Annotated in this window: 23 protein-coding genes and 1 other annotated feature; of the genes, 22 read left to right on the top strand and 1 reads right to left on the bottom strand. The window is 42.3% G+C overall.

What is annotated here, in order from left to right:
• Positions 1–91 precede the first annotated feature (91 nt).
• The 13 genes from E5329_RS19920 to E5329_RS19865 all read left to right on the top strand — a co-directional run bounded on the left by E5329_RS19920 (position 92) and on the right by E5329_RS19865 (position 13,528).
• Positions 92–1,531 carry a glycosyltransferase gene (locus E5329_RS19920; protein ID WP_135991115.1) on the top strand — a complete coding sequence of 480 codons (1,440 nt, stop codon included), beginning with the start codon at positions 92–94 and terminating at the stop codon, positions 1,529–1,531.
• 16 nt (positions 1,532–1,547) lie between these two features.
• A complete protein-coding gene (locus E5329_RS19915; RefSeq protein WP_135991114.1) occupies positions 1,548–2,528 on the top strand; it encodes an SDR family NAD(P)-dependent oxidoreductase in 981 nt (326 codons plus the stop codon).
• 11 nt (positions 2,529–2,539) lie between these two features.
• Positions 2,540–2,824, top strand: a complete 285-nt coding sequence (locus E5329_RS19910) for a hypothetical protein (protein WP_135991113.1) — start codon at positions 2,540–2,542, stop codon at positions 2,822–2,824.
• Positions 2,755–3,000 (top strand): hypothetical protein, encoded by a 246-nt coding sequence (locus tag E5329_RS32615; protein WP_408634680.1) that lies wholly within the window; start codon positions 2,755–2,757, stop codon positions 2,998–3,000. Before E5329_RS19910 ends, E5329_RS32615 begins: the two co-directional genes overlap by 70 nt.
• A 482-nt stretch (positions 3,001–3,482) precedes the next feature.
• Positions 3,483–4,043 carry a Uma2 family endonuclease gene (locus tag E5329_RS19905; RefSeq protein ID WP_135991112.1) on the top strand — a complete coding sequence of 187 codons (561 nt, stop codon included), beginning with the start codon at positions 3,483–3,485 and terminating at the stop codon, positions 4,041–4,043.
• A 67-nt stretch (positions 4,044–4,110) separates the two neighbouring features.
• Entirely contained in the window at positions 4,111–5,808 is a 1,698-nt protein-coding gene (locus E5329_RS19900) for an AAA family ATPase (RefSeq protein WP_135991111.1), read from the top strand.
• A gap of 4 nt (positions 5,809–5,812) precedes the next feature.
• Positions 5,813–7,501, top strand: coding sequence for an AAA family ATPase (locus tag E5329_RS19895; RefSeq protein ID WP_135991110.1), 1,689 nt, complete (start codon positions 5,813–5,815; stop codon positions 7,499–7,501).
• A 199-nt stretch (positions 7,502–7,700) separates the two neighbouring features.
• Positions 7,701–8,777 carry a nucleotidyltransferase family protein gene (locus E5329_RS19890; protein WP_135991109.1) on the top strand — a complete coding sequence of 359 codons (1,077 nt, stop codon included), beginning with the start codon at positions 7,701–7,703 and terminating at the stop codon, positions 8,775–8,777.
• An 89-nt stretch (positions 8,778–8,866) separates the two neighbouring features.
• Complete coding sequence (locus E5329_RS19885; RefSeq protein WP_135991108.1) at positions 8,867–9,847, top strand: NAD-dependent 4,6-dehydratase LegB; 981 nt, start codon at positions 8,867–8,869, stop codon at positions 9,845–9,847.
• 33 nt (positions 9,848–9,880) lie between these two features.
• A complete protein-coding gene (locus tag E5329_RS19880; protein WP_135991107.1) occupies positions 9,881–10,930 on the top strand; it encodes a GT-D fold domain-containing glycosyltransferase in 1,050 nt (349 codons plus the stop codon).
• 29 nt (positions 10,931–10,959) lie between these two features.
• Complete coding sequence (locus E5329_RS19875) at positions 10,960–12,126, top strand: CgeB family protein (protein WP_135991106.1); 1,167 nt, start codon at positions 10,960–10,962, stop codon at positions 12,124–12,126.
• 33 nt (positions 12,127–12,159) lie between these two features.
• On the top strand, positions 12,160–12,531 hold the full coding sequence (locus E5329_RS19870) for a molecular chaperone (protein WP_135991105.1): 372 nt from the start codon (positions 12,160–12,162) through the stop codon (positions 12,529–12,531).
• A 184-nt stretch (positions 12,532–12,715) separates the two neighbouring features.
• On the top strand, positions 12,716–13,528 hold the full coding sequence (locus E5329_RS19865; protein ID WP_135991104.1) for a flagellin: 813 nt from the start codon (positions 12,716–12,718) through the stop codon (positions 13,526–13,528).
• Between the two features lie 74 nt (positions 13,529–13,602).
• Here E5329_RS19865 and fliD read toward each other — a convergent pair whose 3' ends face one another.
• The gene (gene fliD, locus E5329_RS19860; RefSeq protein ID WP_135991103.1) at positions 13,603–14,901 is read right to left on the bottom strand and encodes a flagellar filament capping protein FliD; all 1,299 of its coding nucleotides are present in this window, start codon (positions 14,899–14,901) and stop codon (positions 13,603–13,605) included.
• Between the two features lie 284 nt (positions 14,902–15,185).
• Here fliD and rpmG point away from each other — a divergent pair, with 284 nt between their 5' ends.
• The 9 genes from rpmG (at position 15,186) to E5329_RS19815 (ending at position 20,745) form a co-directional block, all read left to right on the top strand.
• Entirely contained in the window at positions 15,186–15,335 is a 150-nt protein-coding gene (rpmG, locus tag E5329_RS19855) for a 50S ribosomal protein L33 (RefSeq protein WP_120471050.1), read from the top strand.
• An 80-nt stretch (positions 15,336–15,415) separates the two neighbouring features.
• Positions 15,416–15,622 (top strand): preprotein translocase subunit SecE, encoded by a 207-nt coding sequence (secE, locus tag E5329_RS19850; protein WP_135991102.1) that lies wholly within the window; start codon positions 15,416–15,418, stop codon positions 15,620–15,622.
• Positions 15,623–15,638: 16 nt separating this feature from the next.
• On the top strand, positions 15,639–16,157 hold the full coding sequence (gene nusG / locus E5329_RS19845) for a transcription termination/antitermination protein NusG (RefSeq protein WP_135991101.1): 519 nt from the start codon (positions 15,639–15,641) through the stop codon (positions 16,155–16,157).
• A gap of 94 nt (positions 16,158–16,251) precedes the next feature.
• On the top strand, positions 16,252–16,677 hold the full coding sequence (gene rplK, locus E5329_RS19840) for a 50S ribosomal protein L11 (RefSeq protein ID WP_135991100.1): 426 nt from the start codon (positions 16,252–16,254) through the stop codon (positions 16,675–16,677).
• Positions 16,678–16,751: 74 nt separating this feature from the next.
• The gene (gene rplA, locus E5329_RS19835; protein ID WP_135991099.1) at positions 16,752–17,444 is read left to right on the top strand and encodes a 50S ribosomal protein L1; all 693 of its coding nucleotides are present in this window, start codon (positions 16,752–16,754) and stop codon (positions 17,442–17,444) included.
• A gap of 33 nt (positions 17,445–17,477) precedes the next feature.
• Positions 17,478–17,632: a sequence feature (ribosomal protein L10 leader region), on the top strand.
• Positions 17,633–17,704: 72 nt separating this feature from the next.
• A complete protein-coding gene (rplJ, locus tag E5329_RS19830; RefSeq protein WP_135991098.1) occupies positions 17,705–18,238 on the top strand; it encodes a 50S ribosomal protein L10 in 534 nt (177 codons plus the stop codon).
• Between the two features lie 213 nt (positions 18,239–18,451).
• Positions 18,452–18,829 carry a 50S ribosomal protein L7/L12 gene (rplL, locus tag E5329_RS19825; protein WP_135991097.1) on the top strand — a complete coding sequence of 126 codons (378 nt, stop codon included), beginning with the start codon at positions 18,452–18,454 and terminating at the stop codon, positions 18,827–18,829.
• 178 nt (positions 18,830–19,007) lie between these two features.
• A complete protein-coding gene (locus tag E5329_RS19820; protein ID WP_135991096.1) occupies positions 19,008–19,571 on the top strand; it encodes a sigma-70 family RNA polymerase sigma factor in 564 nt (187 codons plus the stop codon).
• On the top strand, positions 19,561–20,745 hold the full coding sequence (locus tag E5329_RS19815; protein WP_135991095.1) for a DUF4179 domain-containing protein: 1,185 nt from the start codon (positions 19,561–19,563) through the stop codon (positions 20,743–20,745). The genes E5329_RS19820 and E5329_RS19815 overlap by 11 nt, the downstream gene beginning before the upstream one ends.
• Positions 20,746–20,836 lie beyond the last annotated feature (91 nt).

Genomic DNA, 20,836 nt, shown 5'->3' with positions numbered 1-20,836 from the left:
ATATCACACATGATTAGGAAAATCACTTATTTTCAACTAACTTCGGAAAGAACCATTTTAGGCTTGACATTATAGGAAGGGTGATGTTTTTATGAATATGGAAGAACTAAATGAGACTGAAAAAATTGCAGATTATTTTCTGGGACATTTGGATGATCTGGATAAAATGACGATAGAGGAAGGCCGGAACATTATGTGGCTGTCCAGTCTTGCGGCGGCCCAAAGTGATGAAACAGCGTTGAAAACGAAATGTCTAAATTTATTATATCATTGTTGTTTTTATATGAAGAGACTGGAACTGGAGGAACTCTGGAATATATACTGGATTTTGAATCGTGCGCTGTTTGTGGATTATAAAATAGAATTAGAGGGAAATTTGTATGATTTGTATCGTTTTATTTATGAGAAATTGAAAGGTTCGGTAACAGGCACTTACGAAAAGACAGATGATGCAAATGCAGAGCTGGTGATTATGATAACAAATCAGTTTCTGGGAAATGGACATGCACCGACAATGCGGATTCTGGATTATGCATATACGCTTGCAGAATCTCTGCAGAAGCAGGTAATGATTCTGAATGATGCCAGTTTTCATTTTTATCCCTGTCCGTGGTTGGCGCAAAATATAAAACCGAGTTATGTGAAAGAATATAACCACATAAGAAAAATCAGATATAAGGATTATGAATTTCCATTTTTGCAGATCGCAGAGTACATGCCTGATTTGGATGCCATCAATAAAATGCTGCAGCCGATATATCGATTATGGCCAGGATTGGTTTACAATGTGGGTGCGTCTTGCCTGGTTGCGGATTTATGCAGTATGTTTACAAAAACAGTTAGTTTTCCATGCAGTACAGATATTCCGACATCTATGTGCGAATATTTTCTGCTTGGAAGGGAGTTGGAGGAAAGTGATAGGGATCAGATTGCCCGGTTGGAACCATATCAGAAAATAATAGAAACAGTTGTGAATTATCAGTTGGTAGAGAGTTCTTTGAAATATCAGCGTTCTGAATTTGGAATCGGAGATGACAGCTTTGTTGTTGCTGTTGTTGGAAATCGTCTGGATGCGGAGATTTCAGAGGAATTTATAACATTTATGGAAGAGATTCTGAATCAGCAGGATGTTCATTTTTTGATGATTGGATTAATTAATGATAAAGTCAGAATTCAAAACAGGATTACAAAGACAGAGAAACTGCATTTTGCCGGAAATCTGAAAGAGGCGGGACAGGTGATAAAGCTGTGTAATGTTTATTGCAATCCGAAACGGAGCGGAGGCGGACGTTCTAGTTTTGAGGCGCTGGCTCATGGAGTTCCGGTGGTTACATTGAAATTCGGAGACGTATATTACACTTGCGGAAAGGAGTTTGCAGTGGATGCTTATGAGGATTTTTCAGGGCGGATTCATCGTTATGTGACAGATTTTGCATATTATGAGGCTACAAAAGGGAAAGCTTTGGAGAGGGTAGCTGTACTAAGTGATTTATATGGAACTCAAAGAAAAATTCTGGATCAAATATTATAGATGGCGGAGTGAATTTATGGAAACAGTGTTTATTACGGGGAGCGCTGGATTTATTGGTTTCTATGTTGCAAAAGCATTGTTAGAACAAGGTTATGCAGTAGTTGGATATGATAATTTGAATGATTATTATGATATTAGTCTAAAAAGAATGCGTATAAATATTTTGGAAAGGTATGGCAGGTTTGTTTTTTATGAAGCGGATATCTGTGATATGGATGGGTTGGAAAAGGCTGCCAATGCCTATTCGATTGATTATGTGATACATTTAGCGGCCCAGGCAGGGGTACGGTATAGTCTGACTTGTCCGGAAAAGTATATTGAAACGAATATTGTCGGCACATTTCACATTCTGGAGTTGTGCCGCAGGCATCAGATCGGCTACTTGATGTATGCCTCTTCCAGTTCTGTGTATGGAGAAGCAGAAGAGGAAAAACTTAGAGTGGATTTAAAAACAGATGCTCCAGTCAGCCTGTATGCGGCTACCAAAAAAAGCGATGAGGTTTTGGTGCATACCTATTGCAAGAATTTCGGAATCAATGGATTGGGGATGCGCTTTTTTACGGTGTATGGACCTCTGGGAAGACCGGATATGGCATATTGGAAATTTGCAGATAAGATTCTTTGCGATGAACCAATCGAAGTATTTAATTATGGAAAACAGTATCGGGATTTTACATATATTGACGATTTGGTAGATGGGGTGCTGGGGCTGTTTTCTTATTTCAAAAAACTTAAAAAGAAGGGCGCCTATGAGATCTATAATATCGGAAGTGGGAATCCGGTTGAATTAATGACATTTATTGAAACTATTGAAGAGGTGATAGGAAAGGAAGCCCGTAAAGTTATGTGTGAGAAAAGAATCGGGGATGTGGAGAAAACTTATGCAGATATTACGGAAATTCAAAGAGTCTGTGCTTTTTATACGAAAACGCACATAAAGGAGGGGTTAGAAAGGTTTTATAACTGGTACAGAGAATATAACAGAAAAGATGCATAACATAGGAGAGTATGATGAAGAAGAAAGAGATGGAACGAATTGTAATTGATAAAGAAAATATTGATGCCATAGAAGAGGATATAATAATCCGCAGAGGCATCGAACGCTATATGTATGTCAGGCAGTTTGTATATGGCAATGTTTTGGATATTGCATGCGGCGGAGGGGATGGCTCTTATCTGATCTCCAAAAATCCCGATGTTAAAAAGATAACAGCGAACAGGCCATTGCAAATGCCAACCAGCATTTCAAAAGGGAGAATATTGAGTTTGTCTTGGGTTCTCCTGAAACAATAAACAGTACATTTGACGTATTGGTATCTTTAGAGACGGTGGAACATCTGCAGAATCCGATGATTTTAAAGGAAATGGTTCTGCGCTGCAGGATACCTGAAATTATTATTTCTTTTCCAAGGAAAAAACCACGCACTATAATCAATTTCATTTATGGGATTTTACGAAAGGGGATATGATAAGAGTGTTTGACGGTTATGAATGTTACCGTGTGTATGATATCCATGATTCTACAATTATGAACTTTGTTAAAGCGGAAAGAAACGATTATCAAAAGCCTAAGAGATATTGTGGTAAATAAAAGCAGAGAGTGTGGACAGAAAGCGTATAATATATATAAGATGCGTGGAATCTTTTTACAGAGGATTTAAAAACACTGTTGGATGAAAGAGTGTTCCCACCAATACATTTACATAGGCAGAAAATAAAAAAGAATTACAAAGAAACCAGCCGGGCAGAATACCATATCAGAAGGGTATCTGTCCGGCTGAAAATTATTGCAGCAAAACATATCGAAATTATTTGTGTTATCCTTCAAATTTTATTATACTGTTATTAAAGAAGCCGCTATTTACTCTCAAAGAAAAGTAAATGTATTAGTTGTCAAAATAGGAATATAGCAATTATAACCAGGCACATAATCATCAAAGGAAGTGATACCATGCCCCCAGCATTAGCGCAAGAAAAACACTACACCATTGACGACATCTACAATCTGCCGGAAGGCAGCAGGGCCGAACTGATAGACGGGCAGATTTACAATATGGCACCGCCCAGCCGCAGGCATCAAACAATTGCCCGGGAACTGTTTTCTGTCATAAATTCCTATATCAAGTCAAAGGGCGGCTTCTGTGAAGCGTTTTTTGCCCCGTTTGCCGTTTTTCTGCACAAAGATGACAAAAACTATGTGGAACCGGATATTTCCGTGATTTGTGATCCTGCCAAACTCACAGACAAAGGCTGCATGGGCGCTCCTGACTGGATGATTGAAATCGTATCACCGGCCAGCAGGCGGATGGACTATTATACAAAACTGTTCAAATACCGCACCGCCGGCGTTAGAGAATACTGGATTGTTGATCCGGAGAAAGACCGTATTCTTGTTTATGATTTTGAATCAGAGAATACAGGAGATTATACCTTTGCTGATTCTATAAAGGCCGGTGTCTATGACGATTTGATTATTGATTTTTCTGATATTGCCGGTTTGCTGAATTTTTAGCTGCACTTGTGACACGAACGCTCTGCTAACGGATCCTCGTACAATTTGCATCTGAAAGGAGGTGCCCATGCCAAGAAAAACAGGCCTCGGCCATCAGGATTTTGAAACCGTAAGACTTACCAACAATTTTTATGTAGACAAAACAGATTTTATCCGGGAATGGTGGGAAGCAAATGACCTTGTTACGCTGATCACCCGTCCCCGCCGCTTTGGGAAGACGCTGAACATGAGTATGCTGGAGAAATTTTTCTCCGTAAAGTACGCAGGAAGAGGAGAATTATTTGAAGGCCTTTCCATCTGGTGGCAGGAAGAGTACCGGAATCTGCAGGGAACCTATCCGGTGATGTTTTTGAGCTTTGCCGCTGTAAAAGAGACGACCTTTGACCAGGTGCGCAAGAATATATGCAGAATGATCGGAGAATTTTATAATCGATGCGGTTTTCTTCTGGAAGGGGATTTGCTGAATGAAAATGAAAAGCGCAGCTTTCAGAATATATCGGCAGATATGGAGGACAACGCTGCCGCGTCGTCTCTTCGGATGCTGTCAGAGTTTTTGACCCGCTATTATGGGAAAAGAGTGATTATTCTGTTGGATGAATACGATACCCCTATGCAGGAAGCCTATGTGAATGGATATTGGGAAGAAATGGTTTCTTTTATCCGGGCGTTGTTTAACGCAACCTTTAAGACGAATCCCAGCCTGGAGCGGGCAATTTTGACGGGTATTACCAGAATCAGTAAAGAATCTATATTTTCTGACTTGAACCATCTTGAAGTTGTGACAACTACTGTTGAAAAATATGAATGTTTCTTTGGGTTCACAGAAGAAGAAGTGTTTGCAGCTTTGGAAGAATTTGGGCTGTCTGCCCAGAAGGAAGAGGTTAAAAAGTGGTACGACGGTTTTACTTTTGGGAACATGACAGATATCTACAATCCCTGGTCAGTGCTTAATTATCTTAGTAAAAGAAGGGTGGAACTTTACTGGGCCAATACCAGTTCCAACAGTCTTGCCGGAGATTTAATACGGGAAGGAAATAAAAATTTGAAACTGGAATTTGAAACATTGATGCGCGGAGGAAGTATCTTAACCGTAGTGGACGAGCAGATTGTGTACAGCCAGCTATCCATGAGGAAAGATGCTATATGGAGTTTTTTGCTGGCAGCCGGATATCTGAAAGTGGAGCAGACAGAGTTTATGGAGCAGTCGGGGAATTATCAGTACCGGCTGTCATTGACAAATCGGGAAGTGCGGATGATGTTTCAAAATATGATCCTTGATTGGTTTGAGGGAACGGATGACTATTACAATGACTTTATCAAAGCGTTGCTTTTGGGAGATGTAAAAGCAATGAATCATTATATGAATAAAGTTACCTTGACAACATTCAGTTATTTTGACACGGGAAAAAAAGCATCAGAGGCAGAGCCGGAACGCTTTTACCATGGATTTGTGCTGGGATTGATGGTAGAGTTGTCAGACCGTTATATTCTTACATCTAACCGGGAGAGCGGCTTTGGCAGATATGATGTGGTTCTGGAACCGAGAAAGAAGGAAGATGATGCAATGATACTGGAATTCAAGGTGCAGGACACAGAGGATGAGAAAGAACTAAAGGACACAGTAAAAGCAGCTCTTGCACAGATTAAAGAAAAGAATTACGCCGCCAGCCTTCTGGAAAAAGGCGTTCCCCGGGAACGGATACGCAGCTATGGTTTTGCATTCCAAGGAAAAACGGTACGGATAGGTACAGATGGAAAGGAGTGAGGCAATGCGTGTAGTGGGAATTGGCCATCAGGATTTCAGTCGTTTGATCCAGAACAATTATTTCTATATAGACAAGACAGAATTTATCAGGGAATGGTGGGAAAACGGGGATTTGGTGACGTTAATCGCCCGTCCCAGACGGTTTGGCAAGACGTTAAATATGAGCATGCTGGAGCAGTTTTTCTCTGTTTCTTATGCCGGACAAAAGGAATTGTTTGAAGGGTTGTCTGTCTGGAAAGATGAGAGGTATCAGGAACTTCAGGGAACCTTCCCGGTTATCAGCCTATCTTTTGCAAACGTAAAAGAAACAAATTATGCGAATGCCCGCAGAAAAATATGTCAGATATTGGAAGATTTGTATGCGGATCATGCGTTTCTGCTGAAAAGTGAGGTATTAGAAGAACCAGATCAGGCATTTTTCCGGCGCATCACAGTGGACATGGGGGATACGGAGGCTACCATGGCAATCCACCATCTATCCAAATATCTAAGCCGCTATTATGGAAAAAAAGTGATTATTTTGCTGGATGAATATGACACGCCTATGCAGGAAGCATTTATGTACGGATACTGGCAGGAACTGACAGAATTTATCCGAAGCATGTTCAATTCCAGTTTTAAGACAAATCCCTATATGGAACGGGCAGTGCTGACAGGGATTACACGGGTTAGTAAAGAGTCCATATTTTCTGATTTAAATCATTTAAAGGTAGTTACAACCACTTCGAATCAATATGCAGAATGCTTTGGATTTACAGAAAAAGAAGTATTTTTGGCATTGGAAGAGTTCTCTTTGGCGGATCGGAAAGAAGAAGTAAAGACATGGTATGATGGTTTTACATTTGGAGATAAAAGAGATATTTATAATCCCTGGTCAGTCATTAATTATCTGGCCGAAAGAAAACCAGGCGCCTACTGGGCCAATACTAGCTCCAACAGCCTGATTGGAAAGCTGGTCCGGGAAGGAACTGGGAATATGAAAGAATGTTTTGAAAGGCTGCTTCAGGGAGGCTCCATCCGTACGCTGATGGATGAGCAGATTGTATTTAGTATGCTGGAGCATGATGAAGATGCAGTCTGGAGCCTTCTAGTTGCAAGCGGTTATATGAAGGTGAAAAGCCTTAATATCCGAATGTATGAAACCGGAGAATGGGAAAATGAGTATGAACTGGAATTGACGAACTTTGAAGTTCGGATGGTTCTGCGCAGGATGGTTCGGAACTGGTTTGCAAGAGCGAAGGCCGATTATAATGATTTTGTCAAAGCATTGCTTTTGGGTGATGTGGAGGCGATGAATGAATACATGAACCGCGTTGCTCTGGAAACATTCAGCAGTTTTGATACCGGAAAGCATCCGGCGAAATCAGAACCGGAGCGTTTCTATCACGGTTTTGTACTGGGGCTGATGGTGGAATTAGCCGGAAGGTATGCGCTGACTTCTAATCGGGAAAGCGGTTTCGGACGGTATGATGTTATGCTGGAACCCTTGAAAGAAGGCGAGGATGCCTTTATTTTGGAGTTTAAAGTATTCCAGCCCAAAAGGGAACAGGATTTGCAGGACACTGTCAAAGCAGCCCTTGCCCAAATCGAAGAAAAAAATTACACCGCAGGCCTTCTGGCCAAAGGCATCTCTCAGGAACGGATACGTTGTTATGGATTTGCTTTTCAGGGGAAAACAGTTCTGATTGGTTAAAGAAAATGTTTCAGGGGAAAACAGTTCTGATTGGTTAAAGAAAATGTTTCAGGGGAAGCCAGTTCTGATTCGCTGAAGAAAGTGTGTTTCAGGAGAGGCCAGTTTTGATTCGTTAAAGAACTTGCCAAATAAAGCCGATATACCTATAATAGAATACAAGCTGCCAGGAAGGCAGTGCACCAAACAGGAGGTTCCCCGGATGAAGCGAGAAGAACTGGGCAGGTTTTTGATTACACAGACTGTTATAGTTGTGGAGGCCATGCAGAGAATAGATTCCAATGCAAAAGGAATTTTATTTGTAATAGATGAAAGTGAAAAATTAATCGGCGTTGTAACGGACGGAGACATCCGCCGCTGGCTGATTAAAACGGGAGATTTGCAGGGGGAAATACATCATATTATGAATAGAAATCCCAAAGTCATCACCTGCAAAGAACGCAAAAAAGCCAAAGAATACATGGAAAAATACCTGATTACCGCGCTTCCGGTGGTGACTAAAGAGAACCGGATCAAAGATATTATCTTCAAAGAAGAAAGTGACGGCAGCGAGAATACAGAACAGAACATGCCTTTGCAGGAGGTTCCTGTTGTGATTATGGCAGGAGGCAAGGGGACCCGCCTTTACCCATATACTAAAATTCTCCCCAAGCCCCTGATTCCAATTGGTGACATTCCTATTATGGAACGTATCATCCATGAATTTCGGAAATATGGAGTGAGAGATTTCCATGCTACGGTAAATTACAGAAAGAGCATGATTAAATCTTATTTTTCAGACAATATATCAGATTACATGTTGGATTATGTAGAGGAGGATAAGCCCCTTGGGACGGCAGGAAGCCTTACTTTGCTGGGAGATAAATTACATAAACCTTTTATCGTGACGAATTGCGATATCCTGATCCATGCCAATTACGCTGACATTTATCAATATCATCTGGAATCAGGAAATGAACTTACCATGGTAACTGCATTAAAGAACATCGTTGTGCCCTATGGCGTGGTTCATTCCAGCGAGAACGGAAGAATTTATTCCATGGAGGAAAAGCCCAGGCTGTCTTATTTTGTCAATACAGGAATGTATATCCTGAATCCGGAACTGCTGAAAGATATCCCAGAAGGCGCCTTTTTCCATATGACAGATTTAGCGGATAAGCTGTTGAAGGAAGAACGGGGAGTGGGTATGTATCCCATCAGCGAGGAGTCATTTCTGGATATGGGAGAATTTGAGGAAATGCACCGTATGGAAGAAAAGCTGAGCCTGAAAGCAGAGTAGAAAAATTGTCTGAAAGCGCTGGAAGGCAGGTATGCGAAAGACCAGGGGTAATAGCGAAAGAACAAGTAACTGAGAAAGGATTTCCCATTATGAAAAAAGTGTTAGTAACCGGAGCGGACGGCTTTATCGGTAGCCATTTAACAGAAAGCCTTCTGGAAAAGGGCTATGACGTGAAAGCATTTGCTTACTATAATTCTTTTAATACCTGGGGGTGGCTGGACAGCCTTCCTTCGGAGAAGTTAAAAGAAATCGAAGTGTTTACTGGAGATATCCGTGATCCCAATGGGGTGCGGGAAGCCATGAAAGGGATGGATGCAGTATTCCATCTGGCGGCGCTGATTGCAATTCCTTTCAGCTATCACTCTCCGGATTCTTATGTGGATACCAATATCAAAGGAACGTTAAATGTACTGCAGGCAGCCCGTCAGTTAGAGACAGAGCGGGTGCTTGTGACTTCAACCTCTGAGGTTTACGGAACAGCTCAGTACGTGCCCATTGATGAAAAACATCCCTATCAGGGTCAGTCGCCTTACTCTGCCACTAAGATCGGGGCGGATCGGCTGGCGGAAAGTTTTTACAGAAGCTTTCAGACGCCGGTTTCCATTGTACGGCCCTTTAATACCTTTGGGCCGAGACAATCGGCAAGAGCAGTGATTCCCACTATTATTTCCCAGCTTCTGACAGGGAAAGAGGTAATTAAGCTGGGCGCCCTGACTCCCACCAGGGATTTTAATTATGTGAAGGATACGGCGGCAGGATTTATTGCTATTGCGGAATCTGACAAAACCATCGGAGAAGAAATCAATATTGCAACCCAGCAGGAAATTTCCATTGGCGATCTGGCAAAAGAAATTATTTCTCAGATTAATCCAAGGGCAGAGATTGCCTGCGACGAGCAGCGTTTGCGGCCCGAAAAGAGTGAAGTGAACCGTCTTCTGGGTTCTAATGATAAAATAAAGAAACTGACAGATTGGAGACAGCAGTATACTTTTGCAGAAGGAATTTCAGAAACAATCGACTGGATGCGTCATAATATGAATGCATACAAAGCAGATATTTATAATGTATAATGTCTGCAGAAGGAATAAAGGATGGTGGTATAAATGGAATTGGAGCAGCAATTTTTAAGTCTTTTGGGGATTGTAGAGGGCTTACAGAGAAGGGTATATCAATTGGAAGAAGAAAATAAACTGCTGATTCGAGGGCAGAAGCAGCTATTGGAATGGTCAGAGCAGAATCATCAGGAGCATTTGAATTTTCAGGAAAATGCGGCGTATGAACTGTATGACAGGATGAAGGAGCCGTTTGAAGGCTTTTTTCCTAAGATTTCCAGCGGAGAACTTGCCGTGGAGGAGATTGTAAATCATGGTAAATCTATGGCAAGATTCGGAGACGGGGAATTTGCAGCGATTGCGGGACGGATTCGCCACAGATTTCAGACACAGGTGGAGGAAGAACTGAGCCGGAAGCTGAAAGAGACATTACAGTCGGAGGATGAAAATCTTCTGGTAGGAATTGCTGATAATTATGGAAGCCTGGAAAAGTATACGGAACAGGCAAAAAGAGAAATAAGGTGTTACCTGAACCCGCAGGTGCGCAAGGAGCATCTGGAACTTTTGAAGTCTGAGAAAGAATATTATGACGCTTATGTGACCAGGCCCTATGTGATGTATGCAGACAATCAGACCAACGCGCCGAGACGCAGGTTTGATAATCTGAAAAGGATCTGGGAGGGAAGGGATTGCATTTTTGTGGAAGGATGCTATACGGGCCTTGGAGTTGGAAATGATTTATTCGATAACGCCGGAAGCATTCAGAGGATTATTGGCCCTGCAGAAAATGCGTTTTCCAGATATCAGGAGATTCTGGATTGCTGCCTGAAACAGCCCAAAGACAAACTGTTTTTACTGGCCCTGGGTGCGGCTGCAACCGTTCTGGCTGCTGATTTATCCCAGGCTGGATATCAGGCGGTGGATATTGGGCATATTGATTTGGAATATGAGTGGTTTTTACGGGGAGAAGGGCAAAGAACTCCTATAGACGGCAAATATAATAACGAAATCGGAGAAGAACAGAAATTATCGCTGGTAAGTGATGAAACTTATCTAAGCCAGGTAATCGCAGAATTTTATGGCGAAGAAATAAGTCTTTAGTGGACTGAACAATGTATTGAGGAGCAGAAATGAATATACTATTTTACCGTTACAACAGCATTTGTGAACCGGACATTATTGCAATTATGAAACGTCTGGGACACACAGTAACTGAGATTACAGAAGAGATGAGGAACAAGGAGCTGGACGCCAGAGGGCAGATGAATCTGGTCAGCGCAGAATTGAAAAAGCAGGAAAGTCAGATTGTTTTCAGCATTAATTTTTTTCCGGTGGTTTCTGAAGTCTGCAATATTTTTCATATTCCCTATGTGTGCTGGATTGTGGACAGTCCGGTGATGGAATTGTATTCCCATTCCATCCGAAACAGCTGGAACCGTATTTTTTTATTTGATTATGCGCTGTATGAAGAATTTCGCGGGGAGAATCCCAAAAGGATTTTTTATCTGCCCCTGGGCGCAGATTATGAGCGCTTGGATTCCCTGATAGAAACCATAACAGAAGAAGACAGGAAGAAATATTCTGCGGATATTTCTTTTATCGGTTCTCTGTATACGGAAAAATGCCCTTATAACCATCTGAAAGAAGAATCCTGGCTGAAAGGTTATCTGGACGGCGTCATTGAGGCACAGACCAAGGTTTATGGTTACAACTTCCTGGAGGAATGCATTACAGAGGAAGTGCTGCAGCAGTTTAAAGAAAAGGCGCCTTTTTATCAATTTCCAGAAAAAGCCAACCATAACGACCGGGCGGCCATGGCCCATCTCTATCTTGGCAATAAGGTCACGGAACAGGAAAGGCTGCGTCTGCTGAAACGGGTGTCTGAGGAATACAGCCTGGATTTATATACCGCAAGTGATTTCAGTCCTTTGCCAAAAGCAAATTACAGGGGGCTTGCCAAAAGCGCCACGGAGATGCCAAAGATATTTCATTTATCAAAAATCAATCTGAATTTCACCTCAAAGCCCATCCGGACGGGACTTCCTCTGAGGCTTTGGGATATTCTGGGAGCCGGGGGATTTGTACTGACTAATTTCCAGAGTGAGATTCCGGAATATTTTGAGGTTGGAAAAGAACTCGATATTTATGCCAGTGAAGAAGAACTGATTGAAAAGATCAGGTATTATCTGGAACATGAAGAAGAACGTCAGACAATTGCCAGAAACGGCTATCAGAAGGCGAAGGAACAGTATTCCCTGGAGCTGCGGGTGAAACAGATTCTTAGGGCTGTTAGCTGATGAATATACAAGAGAAAAAGGAGGAAGCACATCATGGAGGATATGCGTGCACAGCAGATAGAGGCATTGGAGGTTTTGGAAGATTACAACAATCGCCTGATGAAAAGTATGAAGAACATTATTCCGGAACTGGAAGGAGACCGGAAAGAGGACACAGATAAATTTCTGGATGAGATTGTCAAAGGCATCAATTGGGAAATCGGTATCCTAAACGGCACTATGACGCTGCTGAATGAAAAAGAGGAGCGTATCAATAAAGAGGACATTAATAGCAGTATTTTGAAGCTCAGCCAGGCGCTGGAAGGGAAAAATGACAGCGAGATTGCCGCTTCCCTGAAAGATACGCTTCCGGTATTTGAGAAGTTTGGAAAGGCTGCAGGGGAAGTCCTGGAGGAAGTGAAATAAGGCTGTCTATCGGCGCCATAGCGCTCCGTTAGCCTGCAAAACTACGGGCTGGCGCTTCCGACAGCAATGAAAGATTTTCCAAATATCCATTGCAAATTTTTCTTCCTTTGTTATAATAAAATTAATAACAGCAGCAGGTTTTGACATAAGAATATATAGCGATGAACAGGAAGGAGGTCATTTTATGAGTATTTCATCCATTGGCAGCAGCCGGAATTTGTACCAGAACCGCAGTTTATACGCCAAGCAGAATCAGAATCTTCACAAGAATTTCCAGCAGTTATCCAGCGGAAAGCGGATCAATAAAGCTGCAGATGATGCAGCAGGCCTTGCAATTGCAGCCAAGATGCTGACGCAGAGCAACGGTTATGATGTGGGCAGGCGCAACGCCGCTACTTCTCAGGATATGGTGAATGTGGCAGAAGGCGGTCTGTCTAAGATTTCAGATTCTCTGCAGCGTATGCGGGAGCTGAGCATTCAGGCGTCCAATACGGCAATTTACGGAGACGATGACAGGGAGGCAATTCAGCAGGAAATTGACCAGTTGAAGGATTATATTTCTGATGCGGCTAAGAATACCCAGTTCAATAATATGAATGTTCTGGACGGCTCCATGAAGAGCTCCCATGTGGCGTCCGGCCCGGACGGAAGCGGCATGAACATCAGTATGCCTAATGCAGTTTTGGATTCCCTGGGGCTTTCTGATTATGATGTGACAGGAGATTTTGATATTTCTGCCATTGACAGCGCCCTGGAGAAGGTATCTTCTGCCAGAAGCAGTCTTGGGGCAACCTACAACAGGCTGGATCACACGATGAATTACAATTCCTATGCATCCTACAATGTTACAGCGTCACGCAGCCGGCTTGAGGATCTGGACTATGCAGGAGCGGTTTCTGATATGAAGAAGAACAGCTTGCTGCAGGAATACAGGGTTATGATGCAGAGGAAGCAGATGGAACAGTATGGAAGCGTGAATCGGTTATTAAATTTCTAACAAATAAAGAACTGCCGGAAAATACTTTTCAAGTTATTTTCCGGCAGTTCTTAAACATTCTTTCATATTTCTCATTAACAATACCGATCCATCATCATTCCGGAGTAAATAGAAGTAATGTAAGGCGTTACCAGAGTTTTCCCCGGATTCTTGTAAGTAACAATAATTTTATCCACATATTTCATAGGATCCAAAGAAGCGTTATTCGCTTTCGTGTTCAAAAGATTCTTAAATTCATTCAGTACAGACAAATGCTCTTCTGCGTTTTCTTCCGAAACGGATTCTGTTAACAAAGCTTTGTCTATCGAAATTTCGCCCTTGTCGTCTACCAGAAGTCCCATGCTTTCCAGGCTGTTCTGGAAAGTAAATGCAGTACTGCTCATGTCGCGGTATAGCTTCACGCTCTGATGCTGAGAATCAGAATATTTATTGGCAGTATGCAGAATAGAATTATAAGAATCTACCAGTATTTGGATGTTTTCAGCCATGGCGTCTGCATTAGTTTTAAATCCAATCATGGCAGGATCTCCCTCCTGACTGAGCCCTTTGAGAGTTAATTCAAAGGCATGATTGATCGTGAAGGTGTTTGAATAAGCAGAACGTTCTATGCCGTCTAATAGAAAAACAGCATTACCGGCTTCCTGAGCAACATGGTCGATGCCAAGTGCATCAATTGCAGAAATAGAATCCCGGGTTCCCTGAGGAAAGATGGAGAAAAGAAAATTCTCATCCGGTGCAATTCCGGTGGAAACCGATTCGATCTGCAGTGCGCTTAAGTTGTTTTGATCTTCAACCACCGATGCTTTTAAACCGATATCTGCATTGCTGATCAGATTCGCCAGTTTTAGCTGAGTGGTATAATTGGTATCGTCTGAATTGACGGTAAATTGGAATTCAAAAGCAGACGAGGTGTTTTCCAAATCAAAAGAATAAGAGCCTGGCTTTAAGGATAAATTGTTCTTATCCAGAAAATTCCCCAGATTAACCTGAGAAGAGGCAAGCTGTTTTACCTCGATCAGGAAACTATCTGTTTCTTCGGATTCTTTGTTGTCGCCAATAAAATCAGCGGAAACAACGTCTTCCTGGGAAGACACAGCTATCTTTTTCTGAAATGCATTGCCGATTCCTTCTTCTGCATCGGAAAGAGAAGCAATCACATTCTTGATGACCCTGGTGCTTTCCTTGATATCAATGGCAAACTTCTGAACATCCCCCGAGTGTTTAATCTTATAGAGGGGGGAGTCTTTATTGATTTTTACAATAGTATTATATATATTGCGTAATTCGCTTTTTTTATGCGAATCATAGCGGGAAGCCGATTGTTTTCCATAAGTGCTCAAATAATAATTATAAGCAGTATCAATGGTGGCCATAAAAATCCCCTCCTTTCATCCGTGAAATCATGCCAAAGCATGGGGGCGCAAAATAACTCCTTGTACTTTTTGCGTGCGATATATAATTCAATAGTTATATCGGATGCTTTTTTTGATTTATTAAGGTTTTTTTGCACTTTCTTAAATATATATTAAGGAAAGTGCTGAAAATAGTTCCTGCAAAGGTATTGACGGAAACCCTCAAAGTGTGCTATATTAAACTGGCGATGGAAGTAGGTCTTTTTTTTATGCCTAAAATTAGATAGCAAGTGGAGGTGGAAGTTGTGCGCACAAGAATTACATTGGCATGTACAGAATGTAAGCAACGTAATTACAATACGACCAAGGATAAGAAAACTCATCCGGACAGAATGGAGATCAAGAAATACTGCAGATTCTGCAGGACACACACATTACACAAGGAAACCAAGTAACAGAATGGAGCAGCGTGAAGGTTAAATTATTTTGACCGTCCCTGAATGATGGTGCATGTGATGCGCCGCTGGAGGTAAAAATGGGAGAAACCAAAACAGAAAAAGCTTCAAAAACGAGCTGGTTCATCGGTCTTAAGGCTGAGTTTGGCAAGATTATCTGGCCGGACAAAAAATCACTTAGCAGACAGACGGCTGCTGTAGTAGCTGTTTCTGTTGTCTTAGGTCTGATCATTGCCGTATTGGATGTTATCATTCGGTATGGCGTGGATAACCTGGTGAAATTATAGGAGGCATAGGTGATTTATGGCAGAGGCAAACTGGTACGTAGTTCATACCTATTCAGGTTATGAAAACAAAGTTAAGGAGAACATTGAGAAAACCATCGAGAACCGCCATCTGGAGGATCAGATTCTGGAGGTTCGGGTTCCGATGCAGAGTGTTGTGGAAATGAAGAACGGTGTGAAGAAAACCGTAGAGAAAAAGATGTTTCCGGGATATGTTCTGATTAATATGGTTATGAATGATGATATATGGTATGTGGTTAGAAATACCAGAGGCGTTACCGGGTTTGTTGGTCCCGGATCCAAGCCCGTACCGCTCACTGAAGCTGAAATGAAACCATTGGGTATCCAGGTTGATCATAATGTGGTTGTAGATTTTGAAGAAGGTGATTCTATTCAGGTTACCGGCGGTGTCTGGAAAGATACGGTTGGAATTATCCAGTCCATGAATCATGGAAAACAGATGGTTACAATCAATGTTGACCTGTTCGGCCGTGAAACGCCGGTTGAAATAAGTTTCACAGATATCAGAAAGTTATAATATGCAGTATTGCAAAGGTTTTTGAAAAAAGATGCATCAGTTACAGAAGTTCCGTACGGATGTAACGATATGAGTTAAAGGAGGAATTTTCCAAATGGCAAAGAAAGTAGAAGGATATATAAAATTGCAGATTCCTGCTGGAAAAGCTACACCTGCACCACCAGTTGGACCTGCACTTGGACAGCATGGCGTGAATATTGTTGAATTTACCAAACAGTTCAATGCCAGAACTGCCGATCAGGGAGATTTAATTATTCCTGTAGTGATTACCGTATATGCAGACAGAAGCTTCAGCTTCGTAACAAAGACGCCCCCTGCAGCGGTATTAATTAAAAAAGCATGTAACATTAAATCAGGTTCTGCAGTACCTAACAAAACAAAAGTAGCAACTATTTCCAAAGCAAAGATTCAGGAAATTGCAGAATTGAAAATGCCGGATTTGAATGCTGGTTCTTTGGAAGCGGCAATGAGCATGATTGCAGGAACAGCAAGAAGCATGGGCGTTACGGTAGAAGAATAGAATGCAGTCATAATTCGTACCTGCAAACCGTGGGAGGGGCAGGCTCCCGATATTACCACTAGGAGGTTATCAGAATGAAACGAGGAAAGAAATATACAGAAGCTGCAAAAGGAATTGACAAAGCAGCACAGTATGATACAGCAGAAGCAATCAGCCTTGTAAAAAAATCGGCAGTTGCTAAATTTGATGAAACAATTGAAGCTCACATCAGAACTGGTTGTGACGGACGTCATGCAGATCAGCAGATCCGCGGCGCTGTTGTATTGCCGCACGGAACCGGTAAAGCGGTGAAGGTTTTGGTATTTGCCAAAGGCGATAAATTAGATGAAGCTCTGGCAGCAGGCGCTGATCATGTAGGCGGAGAAGAATTGATTCCGAAAATCCAAAATGATGGATGGCTTGACTTTGATGTAGTAGTTGCTACGCCGGATATGATGGGCGTGGTAGGACGTCTGGGACGTGTACTTGGACCGAAGGGCCTGATGCCGAATCCCAAGGCAGGAACTGTTACGATGGACGTTACCAAGGCAATTAATGATATCAAGGCAGGTAAAATTGAGTATAGATTAGACAGAACAAATATTATCCATGTGCCAATTGGAAAAGCATCTTTTTCAGAAGAACAATTAGCGGACAACTTCCAGACCCTTATGGATGCAATCATTAAAGCAAGACCGTCCGTATTAAAAGGACAGTATTTAAAGAGCGTTACCCTTGCTCCTACTATGGGACCGGGCGTAAAACTCAATACGGCAAAATTTGTTTAAATTTGGTGTTGACATCCGAAATACACAATGATATACTAAACAAGCATATGACCGAAGACAGCAGGTGCCGAGTGGCGTAAAGATATGGCCTGCCGAGGGAATTTACAGGACTTTTTTATGTCGGTAAATGAATGAAAGATGATTTCAGCCTCTTTGTTTTTGGACAAAGAGGCTGTTTTACGCATAAGGGCATTTTAACCTGCCCAGTGCGCGGGCAGGCTTCCTGCTCGGTTTAAATAAAATAAGGAGGTGCACAATTCGTGGCAAAAGTAGAGTTAAAGCAGCCTATCGTACAGGAAATTTCTGATTACATCAAAGATGCGCAGTCTGTAGTGCTGGTGGATTACCGTGGATTGACGGTAGAGGAAGATACACAGTTGCGTAAACAGATGAGAGAAGCTGGTGTTGTATACAAGGTATATAAGAATACATTGATGAACTTTGCATTTAAGGGAACTGATTGTGAGAGCATGAGTTCTTTACTGGAAGGACCCAATGCCATCGCTGTTTCAAAAGATGATGCAACCGCACCGGCAAGAATCCTTGCTAAGTTTGCGAAGACAGTTCCGGCGCTTGAGTTAAAGGCAGGCGTGGTAGAAGGAACTTTCTATGATACTGACGGAATCAAGGTGATTGCTTCTATTCCGTCGAGAGAAGAACTGCTTTCCAAGTTCCTTGGAAGCATTCAGTCACCGATTACCAACTTTGCTCGTGTTCTTAATCAGATTGCAGAACAGGGCGAGGGCGGCCAGACAGGTGAAGCAGCAGAAGCCGCTCCTGCAGCAGAGGCTTAGAACCAGAGATTTCTGGCGGAAGCGTTGGGGATCACAGCGGAGATTTCTGCATGGAAGCGTTGGGGTTGAACAGAGATTTCTGGGTGGAAGCATTGGAGCAGAACAGAAGATTCTGCGTGGAAGCCTTCAGAGGATCTAATCGTTTACAGGCGCGGGCAGGAATTCTAATTTTTTGGCAGTATTAAAACAAATATAAAATGGAGGTAAATTATAATGGCAAAGTTAACAACAGAAGAATTTATTGAAGCGATTAAAGAGTTAAGCGTATTAGAGTTAAATGATTTAGTAAAAGCATGTGAAGAAGAGTTCGGCGTATCCGCAGCAGCAGGCGTTGTAGTTGCAGCAGCAGGCGGAGACGGCGCAGGCGCAGCAGAAGAGAAGACTGACTTTAATGTAGAGCTGACAGAAGTTGGCCCCAACAAGGTTAAAGTTATCAAAGTTGTCCGCGAAGTAACCGGTCTTGGACTGAAGGAAGCAAAAGAAGTGGTTGACGGCGCTCCGAAGGTAGTAAAAGAAGGCGCTGAGAAGGCAGAAGCTGAGGATATTAAGGCTAAACTGGAAGCAGAAGGTGCAAAAGTTACCTTGAAATAATTGCAGTTTTGCAAAAGAAAACAACAGCATGGTTTTCCAGATTCAAGTGGAGGATCATGCTGTTTTTGATGGAAGAAAAAAGTTTTTATATGTTTTGATAGATTTTCCTTTTGTCATCCGTAATAATAAGTGTAAGACAAAACAAGCCGGCGCGCAGGTTTGGAAAAGAGGATAATTTATGAAGATTGGAGAAAAGAATTATATTCAGCAATTACAATTGCATAATGAAAAAGCACTCATGTATGTAATCGATGAATACGGCGGGCTTTTGATGGCGATTATCCGCAAACATCTTTTCAGTCAGCCGGGGAAGCAGGAAGAATGCTTTGATGATGTACTGCTGAAAATCTGGCAGAATATCTCTGAATTTGATGAGAAAAAAAATTCCTTCAAAAACTGGGCGGCGGCCATTGCAAGATACCGGGCCATTGATTACCTTCGCCAGTATCAGCGGGAACTGGTAACGGTGGATATTGAAGATACCGCCATCGCCCAGGAGGACAGTATGCTGGTCAAAATGATTGAGAAAGAGATATCTGAGGAAATGGAACAGCTGTTGGGATGTTTAAAACCTCTGGATCGGGAATTATTTGAGAAATTATATGTGGAAGAAAAGACGATGGAGCAGGTAAGCGAAGAAACAGGCATGAAAAAGGAAGTAATTTATAACCGCTTATCCAGAGGAAAAGACAGAATCCGCAGGCAGTACAGAGCTGAAAGGGGCATTTCATATGGCAAATAATATTTATGGATTACTGAATGAGATTGAAACTGATTTTAATGAATATGAAGAAATAGAATTATCCTCCAAAGAAAAAGAAAAACATAAACAGAGAATTTTGATGGAGGTAAAGCGGATGAATAAAAGGAATGAAAACAAAAAAGAAAATAGAAAAACCAGAGTATGGAAAACAGCAGCCGGGGCAGCAGCGGCGTGTGTGATTACCGTAGGAGCATTCAGCATTGCCAATCCGGTGCAGGCGCAGGAGTTATTCAGCAGCGTATTCGGAAAGCTGATTGAAAACTCTCAGGGGCAGAAGTATGAACAGGAAGATACCGAGAGATATCAGACCATCGGTGAAAATGCTGTGGCGGTTCAGGAAGAAGTGGACAAACGCCAGGGAGAAGAAGGCTATGTGCTGACGGCGGAGCAGGACGGCGTTACCATTTCCGTATCTGATGTATACTGTGACGGATACGTGCTCTATTACACCACCACCCTTAAGACAGACCGTGAAGATTTGAACAGCGGAGACGGAATTGTCCTTGAAAAAAAAGACGGCCAGCCCTATGACATTACAGTCAATGGAACACATCTTGCAGAAGTGATCCGGCCTTTTGAAAAGTCGGCAGATGGAACTTTCGTGGCAGCTCAGCAGATCGATTTAATGAATCCTTATGACAGCAGTGCAAATCCTGTTGAACTGGGCATGGAAGAAGACGGAACCCTGGTAGTGGACTGGACGGTGCGTCAGCTTGACAGCTACCTCTGGGACGCCCGGGATGAAAGCGGCGAATATCAGGCAACCGGAACTGCAGCCGGAGAGTGGAGCCTCCGTTTCCCGGTAACAGTTGACACTTCCCAAAATGAATCCTTTGATATTAATAAAGAAGAAAATGGTATTCTTGTAAAATGCGGCACCAAGACCAAAGCCGGCCTTGTCCTGGAAGTGGAACTTCCGGATTTCCGGCAGGAACCCTATAATGACAAGTATAACGATCCGGATATGGGCATCAAAGACAGCGAAGGAAATTATCTCCAGTGGCTGAATCAGAAGGGGGATCTCAGAGAAGACGGTACCTGTACCAGCCAGATTATGGTGCTTTATGATGGACAAAAAGATTTGTCCTTCTGTGTGACCACCAGGGATGAAGACCAAATCAAGATTGCGGATATTGGATTCCAGGTACCGTAACAAAATAACTCCGCAAGTCTGAAATCTGCCATGGGGCTGTCGGAAAATGAAATTTCTAAACAATATAAGGTTGTGATGTCGAAAAATCACA

This window comes from Petralouisia muris (genome assembly GCF_004793545.1).
Lineage (GTDB): Bacteria > Bacillota > Clostridia > Lachnospirales > Lachnospiraceae > Petralouisia > Petralouisia muris.
The sequence above is the reverse complement of the archived record's forward strand: the minus strand, read 5'-3'. Positions and strand labels throughout refer to the sequence as shown.

Coding starts and splice junctions, on each gene's coding strand:
- E5329_RS19885 (WP_135991108.1), top strand. CDS start 8,867: ATGAAAAAAGTGTTAGTAACCGGAGCGGACGGCTTTATCGGTAGCCAT.
- E5329_RS19820 (WP_135991096.1), top strand. CDS start 19,008: ATGAAGATTGGAGAAAAGAATTATATTCAGCAATTACAATTGCATAAT.
- E5329_RS19875 (WP_135991106.1), top strand. CDS start 10,960: ATGAATATACTATTTTACCGTTACAACAGCATTTGTGAACCGGACATT.
- E5329_RS19890 (WP_135991109.1), top strand. CDS start 7,701: ATGAAGCGAGAAGAACTGGGCAGGTTTTTGATTACACAGACTGTTATA.
- E5329_RS19870 (WP_135991105.1), top strand. CDS start 12,160: ATGGAGGATATGCGTGCACAGCAGATAGAGGCATTGGAGGTTTTGGAA.
- E5329_RS19915 (WP_135991114.1), top strand. CDS start 1,548: ATGGAAACAGTGTTTATTACGGGGAGCGCTGGATTTATTGGTTTCTAT.
- rplL (WP_135991097.1), top strand. CDS start 18,452: ATGGCAAAGTTAACAACAGAAGAATTTATTGAAGCGATTAAAGAGTTA.
- fliD (WP_135991103.1), bottom strand. CDS start 14,901: ATGGCCACCATTGATACTGCTTATAATTATTATTTGAGCACTTATGGA.
- E5329_RS19815 (WP_135991095.1), top strand. CDS start 19,561: ATGGCAAATAATATTTATGGATTACTGAATGAGATTGAAACTGATTTT.
- rplK (WP_135991100.1), top strand. CDS start 16,252: ATGGCAAAGAAAGTAGAAGGATATATAAAATTGCAGATTCCTGCTGGA.
- nusG (WP_135991101.1), top strand. CDS start 15,639: ATGGCAGAGGCAAACTGGTACGTAGTTCATACCTATTCAGGTTATGAA.
- E5329_RS19905 (WP_135991112.1), top strand. CDS start 3,483: ATGCCCCCAGCATTAGCGCAAGAAAAACACTACACCATTGACGACATC.
- rplA (WP_135991099.1), top strand. CDS start 16,752: ATGAAACGAGGAAAGAAATATACAGAAGCTGCAAAAGGAATTGACAAA.
- E5329_RS19880 (WP_135991107.1), top strand. CDS start 9,881: ATGGAATTGGAGCAGCAATTTTTAAGTCTTTTGGGGATTGTAGAGGGC.
- E5329_RS19910 (WP_135991113.1), top strand. CDS start 2,540: ATGATGAAGAAGAAAGAGATGGAACGAATTGTAATTGATAAAGAAAAT.
- secE (WP_135991102.1), top strand. CDS start 15,416: ATGGGAGAAACCAAAACAGAAAAAGCTTCAAAAACGAGCTGGTTCATC.
- E5329_RS19895 (WP_135991110.1), top strand. CDS start 5,813: ATGCGTGTAGTGGGAATTGGCCATCAGGATTTCAGTCGTTTGATCCAG.
- E5329_RS19865 (WP_135991104.1), top strand. CDS start 12,716: ATGAGTATTTCATCCATTGGCAGCAGCCGGAATTTGTACCAGAACCGC.
- E5329_RS19920 (WP_135991115.1), top strand. CDS start 92: ATGAATATGGAAGAACTAAATGAGACTGAAAAAATTGCAGATTATTTT.
- E5329_RS19900 (WP_135991111.1), top strand. CDS start 4,111: ATGCCAAGAAAAACAGGCCTCGGCCATCAGGATTTTGAAACCGTAAGA.